The organism is Caenimonas sedimenti, from assembly GCF_007833165.1.
GTDB classification, from domain to species: Bacteria; Pseudomonadota; Gammaproteobacteria; order Burkholderiales; family Burkholderiaceae_C; genus Ramlibacter; species Ramlibacter sedimenti.
Genome location: NZ_VOBQ01000003.1, coordinates 34,836 through 49,316, shown reverse-complemented (window position 1 = coordinate 49,316; position 14,481 = coordinate 34,836). Strand labels below are relative to the sequence as shown.

General features: G+C 67.6%; 15 protein-coding genes. 5 read left to right on the top strand and 10 right to left on the bottom strand.

The genetic code is table 11. The features are described from left to right. Positions 1–38 precede the first annotated feature (38 nt). On the top strand, positions 39–806 hold the full coding sequence (locus tag FN976_RS03395; protein WP_145890995.1) for a DeoR/GlpR family DNA-binding transcription regulator: 768 nt from the start codon (positions 39–41) through the stop codon (positions 804–806). 57 nt (positions 807–863) lie between these two features. Here the strand turns inward: FN976_RS03395 and FN976_RS03390 are convergent, their stop codons facing one another. From FN976_RS03390 to FN976_RS03350, 9 genes are all read right to left on the bottom strand, one after another. Continuing rightward, positions 864–1,829 (bottom strand): AEC family transporter, encoded by a 966-nt coding sequence (locus FN976_RS03390; RefSeq protein WP_145890993.1) that lies wholly within the window; start codon positions 1,827–1,829, stop codon positions 864–866. Between the two features lie 4 nt (positions 1,830–1,833). Beyond that, positions 1,834–2,730 carry an NAD(P)-dependent oxidoreductase gene (locus tag FN976_RS03385; protein ID WP_145890991.1) on the bottom strand — a complete coding sequence of 299 codons (897 nt, stop codon included), beginning with the start codon at positions 2,728–2,730 and terminating at the stop codon, positions 1,834–1,836. Between the two features lie 15 nt (positions 2,731–2,745). Further along, positions 2,746–3,723 (bottom strand): tripartite tricarboxylate transporter substrate-binding protein, encoded by a 978-nt coding sequence (locus tag FN976_RS03380; protein WP_145890989.1) that lies wholly within the window; start codon positions 3,721–3,723, stop codon positions 2,746–2,748. A 4-nt stretch (positions 3,724–3,727) separates the two neighbouring features. Continuing rightward, on the bottom strand, positions 3,728–4,432 hold the full coding sequence (locus FN976_RS03375; RefSeq protein WP_145890987.1) for an ABC transporter ATP-binding protein: 705 nt from the start codon (positions 4,430–4,432) through the stop codon (positions 3,728–3,730). Beyond that, entirely contained in the window at positions 4,425–5,192 is a 768-nt protein-coding gene (locus FN976_RS03370; RefSeq protein WP_145890985.1) for an ABC transporter ATP-binding protein, read from the bottom strand. The genes FN976_RS03375 and FN976_RS03370 overlap by 8 nt, the downstream gene beginning before the upstream one ends. Further along, complete coding sequence (locus FN976_RS03365; RefSeq protein ID WP_145890983.1) at positions 5,189–6,151, bottom strand: branched-chain amino acid ABC transporter permease; 963 nt, start codon at positions 6,149–6,151, stop codon at positions 5,189–5,191. The genes FN976_RS03370 and FN976_RS03365 overlap by 4 nt, the downstream gene beginning before the upstream one ends. Continuing rightward, positions 6,151–7,026 carry a branched-chain amino acid ABC transporter permease gene (locus tag FN976_RS03360; RefSeq protein ID WP_145890981.1) on the bottom strand — a complete coding sequence of 292 codons (876 nt, stop codon included), beginning with the start codon at positions 7,024–7,026 and terminating at the stop codon, positions 6,151–6,153. Before FN976_RS03360 ends, FN976_RS03365 begins: the two co-directional genes overlap by 1 nt. A gap of 56 nt (positions 7,027–7,082) precedes the next feature. Beyond that, positions 7,083–8,252 (bottom strand): ABC transporter substrate-binding protein, encoded by a 1,170-nt coding sequence (locus FN976_RS03355; RefSeq protein WP_145890979.1) that lies wholly within the window; start codon positions 8,250–8,252, stop codon positions 7,083–7,085. A 142-nt stretch (positions 8,253–8,394) separates the two neighbouring features. Next, positions 8,395–9,147: a GntR family transcriptional regulator gene (locus tag FN976_RS03350; protein WP_145891456.1), complete on the bottom strand. Its 753-nt coding sequence runs from the start codon at positions 9,145–9,147 to the stop codon at positions 8,395–8,397. A gap of 118 nt (positions 9,148–9,265) precedes the next feature. Here FN976_RS03350 and FN976_RS03345 point away from each other — a divergent pair, with 118 nt between their 5' ends. The 4 genes from FN976_RS03345 to FN976_RS03330 are packed head-to-tail and all read left to right on the top strand — an operon-like array spanning position 9,266 to position 13,497. After that, positions 9,266–10,324, top strand: a complete 1,059-nt coding sequence (locus FN976_RS03345) for an aromatic ring-hydroxylating dioxygenase subunit alpha (protein WP_145890977.1) — start codon at positions 9,266–9,268, stop codon at positions 10,322–10,324. A 4-nt stretch (positions 10,325–10,328) separates the two neighbouring features. Further along, positions 10,329–11,285 carry a PDR/VanB family oxidoreductase gene (locus FN976_RS03340; protein WP_145890975.1) on the top strand — a complete coding sequence of 319 codons (957 nt, stop codon included), beginning with the start codon at positions 10,329–10,331 and terminating at the stop codon, positions 11,283–11,285. Between the two features lie 22 nt (positions 11,286–11,307). Continuing rightward, positions 11,308–12,417, top strand: coding sequence for a 5-methyltetrahydropteroyltriglutamate--homocysteine S-methyltransferase (locus FN976_RS03335; protein WP_145890973.1), 1,110 nt, complete (start codon positions 11,308–11,310; stop codon positions 12,415–12,417). A gap of 15 nt (positions 12,418–12,432) precedes the next feature. Then, positions 12,433–13,497, top strand: a complete 1,065-nt coding sequence (locus FN976_RS03330) for a response regulator transcription factor (protein ID WP_145890971.1) — start codon at positions 12,433–12,435, stop codon at positions 13,495–13,497. A 38-nt stretch (positions 13,498–13,535) separates the two neighbouring features. On the opposite strand, the gene FN976_RS03325 is transcribed toward FN976_RS03330, so the two are convergent. Further along, the gene (locus FN976_RS03325; protein WP_145890969.1) at positions 13,536–14,438 is read right to left on the bottom strand and encodes an SDR family oxidoreductase; all 903 of its coding nucleotides are present in this window, start codon (positions 14,436–14,438) and stop codon (positions 13,536–13,538) included. Positions 14,439–14,481: the final 43 nt, after the last annotated feature.

Below are 14,481 nucleotides of genomic sequence, written 5' to 3'. Positions count from 1 at the left end.
TTCACGCTGCTTGCACTGCGGAACAGAATCGAACGCAAATGAACTCGAATCCCCGGCAGTTGCAGTTGGTGGAAGTGGTCCGGGCCCGCGGCTCGGTGAGCGTCGAAGCGCTGGCCGACCAGTTGGGCGTGACCTTGCAGACCGTGCGGCGCGACGTTCAGCGGCTGGCCGACGAAGGCCTCGTCGTGCGCTTCCATGGTGGCGTGCGATTGCCGGGCTCGACGACACAGAACCTGGGCCACCAGCAGCGCGTGTCACTGCACGCGGCGGGCAAGGCAGCCATTGCGCGGGCCGTCGCCAGCCAGGTGCCCAATGACTGCTCCCTGCTCATCAACATCGGCACGACGACGGAGGCGATCGCCCGCGAACTCCTGGGTCACAAGGGGCTGCGCGTGATCACCAACAACCTGAACGTGGCGGCCATCCTCAGCCCCAATCCGGAGTGCGAGGTGATCGTGGCGGGCGGCGTGGTGCGGGCGCGCGATCTCGGCATCATCGGCGAGCCCGCGATCGACTTCATCCGCCAGTTCAAGGTGGACATCGGCCTCATCGGCATCTCGGGGATCGAGGCCGACGGTTCCCTGCGCGACTTCGACTACCGGGAGGTGAAGGTCGCCCAGACCATCATCGAATGTTCACGCGAGGTCTGGCTGGCGGCCGACCACAGCAAGTTCAACCGGCCGGCCATGGTGCAGCTGGCAACGCTGGCGCAGGTGGACCGCCTGTTCACCGACCAGGCGCCGCCCGAGCCCTTTCCGCAACTGCTGCAGGATGCGAACGTTCGTAGCATGGTGGCACCGCCCTGAGCGGTCGACTGGAAACGAGCGATAACGAACCGGCACCTCGGCGCGCTTGCTCCCAGCTCAGGAGGCGCCCGATTTCAGCAGCCAGACCAGGGATGTCAGCGTGAAGAACGACAGCACGGTCGCTCCAAGCTGCGCCGCCGCGGCCATCGCGTCCTGCCCGTGCTTCTGCGCGAGGATGGGATAGATGCCCAGCATCGGCACGGCGGCCATCAGCACCACGGCCATCTGCAGTTCGTGCGCCATCGGCGGCAACAGCAGCACCGCGCCCAGCACGGCAACCGGATGCAGCAGCAGCTTGCCGGCGGTGATGGCGAAGACATCGTTGCCCATCCCGCGCATCCGCAGACCGACCAGCGAGCCGCCGATCACGAACAGGGAGATCGCGCCGCAAGACATCGCCAGCAGGTCGATGGCCTTGGCCACCGGGACCGGCAGCCGCCAACCCATCAACGAGAACAGGAAGCCCAGCGCGATGCCATGGATCATCGGGTTGCGCACAAAGCCTTTGAGCGACTGCGCGAGCGCGGCTCGCACGCGGGCCGCGCGGCTCTCCGCGGGTGCGCCGGGCGGCAGTTCGGCGTCGGCGATCGCCAGGGCCAGCGGCAGCAACAGCAGGTTCTCCACCACCATCGCGAGGGCCAGGCCCACGCCCGCCGTCGCGGCGCCGAACACCTGGGCCACCAGGGGATAGCCGATGAAACCGCTGTTCGGGCACGACATGCCCATGCCCATGATGGCGGCGGCCGAAAGCGGTTTGCCCGAGACTTTGCGCGCCCACATCAGCCCGACCGCCATGGCAACCAGCGAACCGAGTGCATAGGCGGCAAGGAACACCGGGTTCAGCACTTCGGCGAGGCTGCGTTGCGACAGCGCGTTGAACAGCAGCGCCGGCAGCGCCACGTTCACGACGTACTTGCCGAACACGCGCATCTCGCCGCGTTCGAACAGCCCGAGCCGCGTGCTCAGGTATCCCGCCGCCACCACCAGGTAGATCGGGCCGGTGATGGCGAGGATGTCGAGCACTGGCTCAAGTCTTCTTGCGCGACGCCAGCAGGCGGTCCGCGTAGTCCTGCCACGCGGCGTCCTTGGCAACGCCATCGAACACGCCCGCCGCAGCCGCGTCGGCCACCCCCTGCTGCTTGTCGGCGATGGCGCTCGCCATCAGGGGCTCGAAGCCGGCTTCACGCACCGTGTTGGCGGCTTCGCGCATCTCTTCCGCGCGGCGCTTGCCGTGCTGCACCACCCGGCTGAAGAAGTACGCCCCCTGCCGGCTCCAGTCGATGCTGGGAAAGGTCTCCTGCAGCGTCGGCAGCACGTGGTCTTCCACCCCGTAGGCGCGCGCCGTCGCATAGCTCTCGATCACCAGGGCTTCGAGCCCTTTGATCATCACGCTGCGGCACATCTTGATGGCGCTGGCAACGCCGAGCTGCTCGCTGACTGCCTTGGCGTCCATGCCCCAGCCGGTCAGCAACGCGGCGAGTTCGGCGGCGCGTGCGCCACCCAGGAGCATGGGCACGCGGATGCCGTAGGGCGGCACCGAAGTCATCACGCCGGCCTCGACGTAGTGCGCGCGGCGAGCATCGACCAGGGCTGCGGCGCGCTGCTTGGTGCCCGGCGAGGCCGAGTTCAAGTCCAGGAACACGGTGCCCGGCCGCAGGTGCGGCGCGGCTTCCTCCGCGACGGCGAGCGTGTTCGAGGCCGTGACGGCGGAGATGACGAGATCGCTCGCCTCGCATAACTCGCGCATCGAACCGCAGGCCGTGACGCCGTGGTCTCGCGCGTGCGCATGCTCGTGCTCACGGGTCGCAGCTTGCGCGAACTTCAAGTCCCACGCCGCCACGGCCTCCACTTTCGGCTTCAGCCCGAGCGCGAACGTCCTGCCCACTTCCCCGTAGCCGACCAGCCCGATGCGGCGCATTTCCATGATGTCCCCTTCGCTCTACTGCCGCGGGATCTTCGCCCGCGCGATCACTTCGCTCCAGCGGCGCGTGTCCGCGTCCAGCTGCGCCGCGGCCTGCGCGGGGGTGCTGCCCTGGGCCGTGAGGTTCAACTCCGCGAGGCGCTGCTTCACGTCGGGCTGCGCCAACGCGGCCTGCACTTCACGCGCCAGCCGCGCCACGACCTCCGGTGGCGTCCGCGCGGGCACCGCCAGCCCGTTCCACGACGACACGTTGAAGCTCGCCAGCGAACCACCCGCCTCCCTGGCCGCCGGTACATCCGGCAACTGCGGCGCGCGCGCGCCGCCCAGCACCGCCAGCGGGCGCAACGCCTTCGAAGTGATTTGCGGCATCAGCGGACCCAGGATGTCGACCATGGCGTCGATCTCGCCGCCGCGCAAGGCGGTGATGACCGGTGGGGTCCCGTTGAAAGGCACGACCTGCGCCTCGATGCCGGCGCTGGACTTGAACAGTTCGGCTGCCAGGTTCTGCGTGGTGCCGACCTGCGGCGTGCCGATGTTGAGTTTGCCGGGATTGGCGCGCCCGTAGGCCAGCAGGTCGGCCAGCGTCTTGAAGCGGCCGCTTTCGCTCACCGCGATGCACAGGTCGAAGGTCGCCAGCAGCGACACCGGCGCGAAATCCTTCTGCGTGTCGAACGGCAGTGCCTTGAACAGCGCGGCGCTGACCGCCGTGCCGCTGCTGATCAGCAGCATCGTGTGGCCGTCCGGCTCGGCGCGCGCCACCAGCTCGCCGGCCACGATGCCGCCGGCACTGGGCTTGTTCTCGACCACCACGGATTGGCCAAGCGGCCCGGCGATCTTCTGGGCCACGGTGCGGGCGGTGATGTCCGCCGCGCCGCCGGCCGCGTTCGGCACGACGATGCGCAAGCCCCTGGACGGGAAGGCCGGCTGGGCGCGCAGGAGCGGGGCGGCGGCCAAGGCGGCAGCGGCCGCCAGCAGTTGCCTGCGTTGGTGTTTCATGGCGCTATCGTGCCACGCCCAGCAGGCGGTCAAGCAGCTCGGGCGCCTCGCGCAGCGCGCGCGCCGAGTCCGCATGCACCACCGTGCCGCGGTCCAGCACGATCGCCTGGTGGGAGATCGCCAGGATCGCCTGCGGATGCTGCTCCACGATGATCGCGGCCAGCCCCTCCTCGCGCGTGATGCGGCTGATGGCTTTCAGCAACTCGCTCACGATGATGGGCGCCAGGCCTTCCAGCGGCTCGTCCAGCAGCAGCAGCTTCGGGTTGACGACCAGCGCGCGGCCGATGGCCAGCATCTGCTGCTCGCCGCCCGAGAGCTGCGTGCCCAGGTTGCCCTTGCGCTCGGCCAGGCGCGGGAACATTTCGTAGACACGCTGGGGGTTCCACTTGCCCGGACGCTCCACGGCCGTCAGGTTCTCCTGCACCGTGAGCGACTTGAAGATGTTGCGCTCCTGCGGCACCCAGCCGATGCCGGCGGCGGCGCGTTCATGCGAAGCAAGCTTGTGCAACGCGACTCCGCCCAGCGCGATGCTGCCGGCGTGCTGGCGCGTGGCGCCGGCGAGAGTATTGATCAGCGTCGTCTTGCCCGTGCCGTTGCGCCCGAGCAAGGCCAGGGTTTCACCCTCGCCCAGCGCGAAGCCGATGCCGTGCAGGACCACCGCTTCCCCATAACCCGCGCTCAGGTTTTCGACCTTGAGGAGTTCAGCCATGCGCCGCCTCCTCGCCGTGGCCGAGGTAGACCGCCTTGACTTCAGGATCGTTGGCGATTTCGTCCGGCGACCCTTCGGTCAGCACCGCGCCGTTGACCAGCACTGTCATGCGGTCGGCGAAGCTGAAGACGAGGTCCATGTCGTGTTCGATCAGCAGCACCGAAACGTCGGCGGGCAACGCCGCCACGGTCTGCAACAGCTCCTCGCGCTCACCGGCTGGCACGCCGGCCACAGGCTCGTCGAGCAGGAGCACGCGCGGCTCGCAGGCCAGCGCGATGGCGATCTCCAGCAGCCGGCGCTTGCCGTAGGCGAGATGCTCGGTCCGCTGGTCAGCCACTTCAGCCAGGTGGAACTGCTCCAGCAACGCGGCGGCGCGCTCCGCCACGGCCTTGTCCGCGCCCAGGGATGGCCACCATCGCGCGCCCAGCCCGCGCTGCTGCGACACCACCAGCGCGATGGTCTCCAGCGGCGTCATGCTGGCGAACAGCTGGTTGATCTGGAAGGTGCGGACCATGCCGCGCCGCACGCGCTGGTGCGGCGCCAGGGTGGTGATGTCCTGGCCTTCCAGCACGATGCGCCCTTCGCTCGGCTCCAGCACGCCCGTCAGCAGGTTGATCAGCGTGGTCTTGCCCGCCCCGTTGGGGCCGATCAGCGCATGGCGCGCGCCGCGCCGCAGGTTCAAAGTGACGTTCTGTGTGGCCGTGATGCCGCCGAAGCGCTTCACCAGCCCCAGGGCGCTGAGGACGATCTCATCGCTCATGATTGCCCCCGCTTGAACCAGGTCCAGGGCTTGAGCAGACGGTCGCGTCCGACCAGCACCAGGACCACCAGGAACAGTCCGATCCAGAACGTCCAGTACTGCGGCGTGATGGCCGAGAGCGCGTCCTGCATCAGCTTGAAGACGATGGCACCGGCGATGCCGCCGTACAGCCAACCGGTGCCACCGATCACCAGCATCAGCATCACGTCGGCCGAGCGGTGGAACTCGAACACGTCGAGCGAAGCGAAGCCCGTGGTCTGCGCCAGCAGCGCACCCGCCGCACCCGCCACGCCGGCGGCCACCGTGTAGATGACGCCCAGGCGCGAGCTGACGGGGATGCCGATGGCCATGGCGCGCAGGCGGTTGTCGCGGATGGCCTTCAGGGTCCCGCCGAACGGTGAATGCACCAGCCGCCGCACCAGCAGGAAGAAGATGAGGGCGATGCTGAGCGAATACCACGCCGCGGTGCGCCCGCTCAGGTCGAAAGCGAACATCCCCAGCACCGGACCCATCACAACGCCCTGCAAGCCGTCGGCACCGCCGGTCAGCCAGTCGAGCTTGTTGGCGAGTTCGAGCAGGATCAACGCGGCGCCCAACGTCACCATCAGCCGTGTGAGGTCGCTGCCCCGCATGATGGTCAGGCTGCCGATGGCGCCGAAGACGGTCGCCACCGCGGTCGCGACCAGCAGCCCCACGAGCGGATCCGGCATCACGTGCTTGGCGAACAGCGCCGCCGTGTACGCCCCCATGCCGAAGAAGGCCGCGTGCCCCAAAGACACGATGCCGGTGTAGCCCAGCACCAGGTCCAGCGAGATCGCGAACAACGCCACGATGGCGATCTCGTTGACGATCAGCGCGTGCTTGGACATCAGGAGCGGCATCGCGAACGCGAGTGCCCACAGAATGAATTCCCAGGGCCGCCAGCGTGAGGACGTGAGCAAGGATTGCTGCGCTTGCATCAGGCCTTCCCTCCCTGGCGCACGAAGAGGCCCTGCGGCCGCCAGATCAGGATGGCGATCATCAGGCTGTACACGATGAAGGCGCCCAGCTTGGGGATGTAGTACTTGCCCGCGACGTCGGCGATGCCGAGCAGCAAAGCCGCGAGCAGCGGCCCGGTGATCGACGAGGTGCCGCCGACGGCCACGACGATCAGGAAATAGATCATGAACTTGAGCGGGAAGGTCGGGTCGAGCCCCAGCACTTCGGCGCCCAGCGCACCCCCCAGCCCCGCGAGCCCCGAGCCCATCGCGAAGGTGGTGAGGAAGACGATGTTGACGTTGATGCCGAGACCGGCCGCCACCCGCTGGTCATCCACCGCCGCGCGCAGCCGGCTGCCGAAGCGGGTGCGGCTCAGCACGTATTGCAGAGCGATCGTCAACGCCGCGCAGACGGCAATGATGAACAGCCGGTAATGGCCCATGCCCAGGACGAACGGATCGGCGCCCAGCTCCGTGCGGCCGCGCAGGAAATCCGGCAGCTGGATGATCTGCTGGGTCGAGCCCATGAAATAGTCGGTGGCCGCCACCGCCATGAACGTGAGGCCGATGGAGAACAGCACCTGGTCGAGGTGCGGCTTGGCGTACATCGGCCGGTACAGCGTGCGCTCGAGCACGCCGCCGAGCAGCGCCGATCCGAGAAAGGCGATCGGCAGGCACACCAGGAAGGGCACGCCCAGTTTCTGCATCAGCAGCACGGTGATGTACCCGCCGGCCATGGCGAAGGCGCCGTGCGCGAGGTTGATGAAGTTCATCAACCCCATGGTCACGGCCAGGCCGACCGCGAGCACGAAGAGCAGCATGCCGTAGGCGATGCCGTCGAAAAGAATCGTGAGCAAGCGGACCCCAATCCAAAAACAGAAGGACGCGGCCCGCAGGGCCGCGTTATCGTCCGTTACTTCTTTCCCGGATCCTTGACGTCCTTCAACGTCTCGAACTCCACGTTGTACAGCTGCCCGTCCTTCTTCTCGACCTTGCGGATGTAGATGTTGTGTACGACGTCGCGTGTCTGGGCATCGATGAACATGGGGCCGCGCGGGCTCTCGAAGATCTGGCCCTTCATCGCGGCCAGCAAGGCATCGCCGCCGCCGGTGCCGCCCTTGGTCTTCTTCAGTGCTTCGTAGATGACGTGCATGCCGTCATAACCGCCCACGGCCATGAAGTTCGGACGCAGGTTGTTGTTGGCCTTGAGGAAGGCATCGACGAACTTCTTGTTGGTGGGCGAGTTGTGCGCGGTCGAATAGTGGTGCGAGGTGACCACGCCGACGGCGACGTCGCCCATGCTGTTCAGGATGTCATCGTCGGTCACGTCGCCGGTGCCGATCAGCTTGACGCCCGCCTTGTCGAGGCCCCGCTCGGAGAACTGCTTCATCAGCGCCGCGCCGGCGCCCGAGGGCACGAACGTGAACAGCGCGTCCGGCTTGGCGTCGCGCACCTTCTGCAGGAACGGCGCGAAGTCGGGGTTGCGCAGCGGCACCCGCAGGCTTTCGACGACGGTGCCGCCGTTGAAGATGAGGCGGTCCTTGAAGAACTTCTCGGCGTCGATGCCCGGGCCGTAGTCGCTCACGAGCGTGACCACCTTCTTGATGCCATTCTTCGGCGCCCAGTCGGCGATGCCGACGGCAGCCTGCGGCAGCGTGAAGCTGGTGCGGATGATGTAGGGGGAGGCTTCCGTGATGCTCGACGTGGCGGCGGCCATCACCACCAGCGGCGTCTTCGACTGCGTGGCGATGGGTGCGGTGGCCAGCGCCAGCGGCGTGAGGCCGAAGCCGGCCAGCACCGCCACCTTCTCGTTGACCACCAGCTCCTGCGCGATGCGCTTGGTGACATCAGGCGTGCCGGTGTCGTCCTTGACGATCAGTTCGACCTTCTTGCCGGCGACCGTGTCGCCGTTCTGCGCCATGTACAGCTTGGCCGCGGCCTCGATCTGCTTGCCGGTGGAAGCGAAGGGGCCGGTCATCGGCAGGATGAGCCCGATGCGGATCCTGTCCTGCGCCAGGCCCAGGGTGCTGGCACCCAGCAGGCCCAGGGCCAGGGCGGTCTTCAATACGTGTCTCTTGTGCATGGCGGTCTCCGTGGGGGTTGCGAATTTTGTGCTTCGCGCGGCGGAACGCAAAGCCCCGGGCGCACACTACCAGTTATGAGGCTTTGCGATAGCCAAGGGCAGGTTATCGCAATCGGGTTTGGGAACAGCGCGTTTCGCATGTCTACCCCCGGATCAGGCGCACGCCAGGCATCCGCCCGCTGTCCGGGCTGCGCACGGCTTCGCGCAGGTTGCGCTGGGCCAGGCGCGAGTGCTCGCGCATGATGGCCTCGGCCCGCGCGCCCTCGCGGCGTTCGATCGCGTCCAGCACCTGGCGGTGCTGGTCCTGCGCAACAATCAGCATGTCGCGCGCCTGCGGCGAGTTCGCCTGCATCACGACGAACCCCGAGGGAGAGGCGAAGGGCAGACGCACCACCCGCTCCAGCTCGCGGGTGATCACCGGGCTGCCCGCCATCTCGCAGAACAGGTTGTGGAATTTCTGGTTGAGGGTGACGTAGCGCAGGAAAGCATCGTCATCCAGTGCCGGCTGGCTGAGGACGATGTCGATCTGTTCGAGGCAGGCGCGCGCCTCCTGCAGCACCGGTGCCTCGACGCCACGCTCCGCAGCCAGGCGCGCCGCCAAACCCTCGACCGTGCCCCGCATCTCGATGGCGTCGGAGACATCGCGCTCGGAGAAGGTGCGAACGCCATAGCCGCCGCTGGGCAGGCCTTCCAGCAGTCCCTCCTGCTCGAGGCGCATCAGCGCGGCCCGGATCGGTGTGCGCGACACCCCCAGCTTCTCCACGATCGCCAGTTCAGCGATCCGCGCGCCCGCCGGCAGCTCGCCCGCCAGGATCATCTCGCGCAGCCGCAGTTGCGCCTTGACTGCCTGCGACGAGGTCGGGTCTGTCGTTTCGATGGGGGGCGCTGTATACATCAGACTCAGATTTACCGGAAATAACGGCTTCGAATAGCTGATTTCCTTCTTCATTGTATACATCGATGGGGCGGTGACGCATAATTTGCCTTCCTTCGAAAGCCACGCCCGCTCCGTCATGTTCCTCAAAAATGCCTGGTACGTCGCCTGCACCCCCGACGAGATCGACGAAAAGCCGCTGGGGCGCACCATCTGCGGCGAGAAGATCGTCTTCTATCGCGGCGCCGGCAACCAGGTCGCGGCGCTGGAGGACTTCTGTCCGCACCGGGGCGCCGCGCTGTCGCTGGGCGAGGTCTGTGAGGGGCAACTGGTCTGCGGCTACCACGGCCTCGTCATGGGCTGCGACGGCAAGACGGTGGCCATGCCGGGCCAACGCGTGGGCGGGTTCCCGAAGATCCGCGCCTACCCCGCGGTCGAGCGCTACGGATTCATCTGGGTCTGGCCCGGCGAAGCCGCGCAGGCCGATCCGGCGAAGATCCACCACCTCGAGTGGGCGGAGAACCCCGAATGGGCCTATGGCGGCGGGCTGTACCACATCCAGTGCGACTACCGGCTGATGATCGACAACCTGATGGACCTCACGCACGAGACCTACGTGCACGCCACCAGCATCGGGCAGAAGGAGATCGACGAGACGCCGGTGACCACGAAGACGGTCGGGGAAAGCGTCGTCACCAGCCGCTTCATGAACAACGTGATGCCGCCGCCCTTCTGGCGCGCCAACCTGCGCGGCAACCACCTGGCCGACGACGTGCCGGTGGACCGCTGGCAGGTCTGCCACTTCACGCCGCCCAGCCACATCATGATCGAGGTGGGCGTGGCCCACGCCGGCAAAGGTGGCTACGATGCCGATCCCAAGGACAAGGTCTACAGCATCGTGGTGGACTTCCTGACACCGGAGACCGAGACGAGCATGTGGTACTTCTGGGGCATGGCGCGCAACTTCAATCCGAAGGACAAGGCGCTCACGGCGCAGATCCGCGAGGGACAGGCCAAGGTGTTCGCGGAGGACATGGCCGTGCTCGAGGCGCAACAGCGCAACCTGAACCGCTATCCCGGGCGCAAGCTCCTGATGCTGAACATCGACGCCGGCGGCGTGCAGTCGCGCCGCATCCTGGACCGGCTGCTGGCGCAAGAGCAGGCGGCCGATCCGCAGCAGCAACCGGCGCTGGCCTGACGTCATGGCGCAAATCGCCGTCAGGGTCGTCCGCAAGGCGCAGGAAGCGCTCGACATCGCATCGTTCGAACTGGCGCGCCCGGATGGCGCGCCGTTGCCCGCGTTCAGCGCGGGTTCGCACATCGACGTGCAGGTACCGGGTGGCCTCACCCGGCAATACTCGCTGTGCAACGACGCCGGCGAGAACCACCGCTACCGCATCGCGGTGTTGCGCGACGCGGCATCGCGCGGTGGTTCCGCCGGCATGCACGACTCGCTGCATGAAGGCGACATGCTGCTGATCAGCGAGCCGCGCAACCACTTCCCGCTGGTGCACGCGAAGCGCAGCCTGCTGTTCGCGGGCGGCATCGGCGTCACGCCCCTGCTCTGCATGGCGCAGCGGCTCGCCCAGCTCGATGCCGACTTCGCCCTGCACTACTCGACCCGCTCGGCCGAACGCACGGCGTTCCGCGCCGAGATCGCCGCTTCGCGGTTCGCCGACCGCGTGCAGTTCCATCACGACGACGGCCCGCCGTCGCAGAAGCTCAACCTGCCGCGCGTGCTGGGCCAGCCCGATGCCGGCACGCACCTGTATGTCTGCGGTCCTTCGGGGTTCATCGACTTCGTGCTGAAGACCGCCAAGGAGCATGGCTGGCCGCCGGAGCAGATCCACCTGGAATACTTCGGCGCCGCGCCGCAGGACACCACCGGCGACCGTGCCTTCGAAGTGAAGCTGGCCGGCAGCGGCAAGACCTACGCCGTGGCCGCGGACCAGACCGTCGTGCAGGCGCTGCAGGCGCAAGGGATCGAGATCCTCACCTCCTGCGAGCAAGGCGTCTGCGGCACCTGCATCACACGTGTGCTGGACGGTGAGTGCGATCACCGCGACATGTACTTCACCGATGAAGAAAAAGCGAAACACGACCAGTTCACGCCCTGCTGCTCGCGCGCGAAGAGCGCGGTGCTGGTGCTAGATTTGTGACAACCGAAGGAGACCCCGAGACATGATGCAACTCCCCGCCCGCTACGACCACGTCGGCAGCTTCCTGCGCCCGCAATACCTGCTGGAGGCGCGCGCGCAGAAAGCGCAGGGCGACATCAGCGCTGCGCAGCTGCGCGAAGTCGAAGACAAGGCCATCGCCGAGATCGTGAAGTTCCAGGAAAGCATCGGCCTGAAGAGCATCACCGACGGGGAATTCCGCCGCACCTATTTCCACATCGACTTCCTCGACCAGTTGGGTGGGGTGAAGACCGACATCCCGGTCACCATCCGCAAGGCGGACGGCACGGAGGAACTGGCGCCGCCCGTGATGAAGGTGGTCGGCAAGGTCCACCATGCCAAGGACATCCAGAAGGCGGACTTCGAGTACCTGAAGACGCAGGTGTCGTCCGGGTTCACGCCCAAGGTCACCATCCCCTCGCCCACCATGCTGCACTTCCGGGGTGGCCGCGCCGGCATCAGCAAGGAGGCCTATCCCGAACTCGACCCGGCGTTCTATGACGACGTGGCCAAGGCCTACGGCGACGAGCTCCAGTCTCTGTACGACGCGGGCTGCCGCTACGTGCAGATGGACGACACCAACCTGGCCTACCTGTGCGACGAGAAGATGCGCGAGGCCGCACGCCAGCGTGGCGACGATCCCAACGAGCTGCCGCATCGCTACGCGAAGTTCATCAACAAGGTGGTGGCGCGCAAGCCGCAAGGCATGCTGCTGGCCATGCACCTGTGCCGCGGCAACTTCAAGAGCACGTTCGCCGCCGCCGGCAACTACGAGCCCGTCGCCGAGGCACTGCTGAAGGAGATGGACATCGACGCGTACTTCATGGAGTACGACGATGACCGCTCCGGCGACTTCCGGCCGCTGCGCTTCCTGCCGAAGGGCAAGACCGTCGTGCTCGGCCTGGTCACCACCAAGTTCGGGCAGCTCGAGAGCAAGGACGTCTTGAAGCGCCGGATCGACGAAGCGGCGCAGCACGCGCCGCTGGAGCAACTGGCGCTGTCGCCGCAATGCGGCTTCTCCAGCACCGTCCACGGCAACAACATCGCGGTGGAAGACCAGCGCAGCAAGCTGCGCCTGGTGGTGGAAACCGCCGATGAGGTGTGGGGCCGCTGACCGGTCCGCCCCGCCATGGCGCAAAATAGCGCCATGGCCGTGCTGCTGCTGATCGAGGACGACGACGCGCAACGCTTCGTCGCCGCTTTTGCTCTCAAGAAGGCGGGGCACTCCGTGCACGAGGCCGCGGACGGCCCGTCCGGCCTGGCGCTGGCGCGCGAGATCAAGCCCGAGGCCATCGTCTGCGACGTGATGATGCCGGGGATGACCGGCTACGAAGTCGTCACCGAACTGCGGCAGGACGCCGAAATCGGCCACACGCCCTTCGTGCTGCTCACCGCCATGTCGGACCGCAAGCAGGTGCGCAAGGGCATGACCTCGGGTGCCGACGATTACCTGACGAAGCCCTATCGTCCCGAGGAACTCTGCGAAGCAGTGGACGCCGTGCTCGAGCGCCGGCTCTCGCAGCAGGAGGCCTTCCTCAGCTCGGTCAGCGGCGTCGTCGAGGACGCGCTGTTGCAACAAAAGGAGCATCTCGGGCGCCGCTACGAGCAGCAGCTGGCCAAGGAGGTCAGCGCCCGCTGGGAGCGCAAGGCCGACGCGAAAGGCGACCTGCATTACGAAAACGCCGTCCTGCTCCAGGCTGACTTGCTGGGCCCCGGGGCCAACGGGACCTCGAGCCAGGAAGGCCTGGCGGAGCGCGTGAAGCGCGCGCACCAGCAGGCGCGCGACACGCTCTACCTGTTCGGCGCCGACCACGTGCTGCCGTACGGCGCCGACCTGCTGAGCGTGTTCGCCGGCGACTCGGGCACGGCCACGATGTCCGCGGAACTGCGCGCTGCGCGTGCGGCCTTTGCCCTGGGCAAGGCCGCGCCGGGGGCCTGCGGCCTGCACCGGGGGCCGGTCAGCCTGGTGGCCGTGCACGACGAGCTGCACGACGTCCAGGGCCACTCCATCGTGCCAGGCCCGGCCGTCAGCTCCGTGGGCGGCATGCGGGACCACGCGCGGAGCGCCGGCTGGCGCGTGGCGGCCTCTTCGGCCGCCGCGGAAGGCTTGCAGGGGCAGGTGGCCACGGGCCAGCGTGCCACCACGGCGCAGGGGGAACAAGCCGTCGAGCTGCTGCCGCTCGAGCCCGGCTGAAGCCGCGGCAGCGGGCCGCGGAGCGACCCGTCCGGCTTCTATCGCTGGGCCTTGTCCTTCGCGTTCTGCGCTTCGATGCGTTCGCGCGCGGCCTGCCAGTCGCCGTCGCTCCAGTTGCGCAACTCGTAGAAGTTGCCTCCGGTGGCCAGCGCATTGCCGCCGTCCATCATGATGCTCTGGCCGGTGAGCCAGTCGCACCGGCCCGGGGCCATCAGGAAGGCCGCCAGGTTCTGCAGCTCGCTCATCTTGCCGGCCCTGGCCATGGGGTTGTGGGCCTTGCTGCGCGCGCCCGGCTCCTCGCCGGGGTTGAGGCGCTTGCTCATGCCTTCGGTCGGGATCTCGCCCGGGCCCACGGCATTCAGCCGGACGCCGTAGCGCGCCCACTCGACCGCCAGCGACTTCGTCATGACGTCGATGCCGGCCTTGCTCATGGCCGAGGGCACCACGAAGGGGCTCCCGTTGTCGACCCAGGTCGTGATGATGCTCATGACGCTGCGGTAAGGCTGGCCCGGCTGCCACTTCCCCGCCTTCGACTCGGCCACCCAGCGCTTGCCCACCGCCTGGGTCACGTAGAACGTGCCATGGAAAACGATGTTGGCAATGGCGTCGAAGCCGCGCGGCGACAAGGCCTCCGTGGGGGAGATGAAATTGCCGGCGGCGTTGTTGACCAGGCCGGTGAGGCCGCCCGATTGCCACAGCGCCTCGACCATCTCCTCCACCGCCTGCGCGACGCGGATGTCCACGCCGAATGTGTCCACCCGGCGGCCGGGGAATTGCTCGCGCCAGGCGGTGGCGGTCTCGTCGCAGACGGATTGGCGGCGCCCGCAGATGGCGATGTCGGCGCCCAGGGCAAGGAAGTTCTCCGCCATCGCGCGGCCCAGGCCGGTGCCCCCACCGGTGACGAGGAAGCGCTGGCCTTGCAGCAGGTCGGGTTGGTACATGAACAGTCTCCTGGGTTGACCGTTCAAGTCTAGGGCGGCGGCG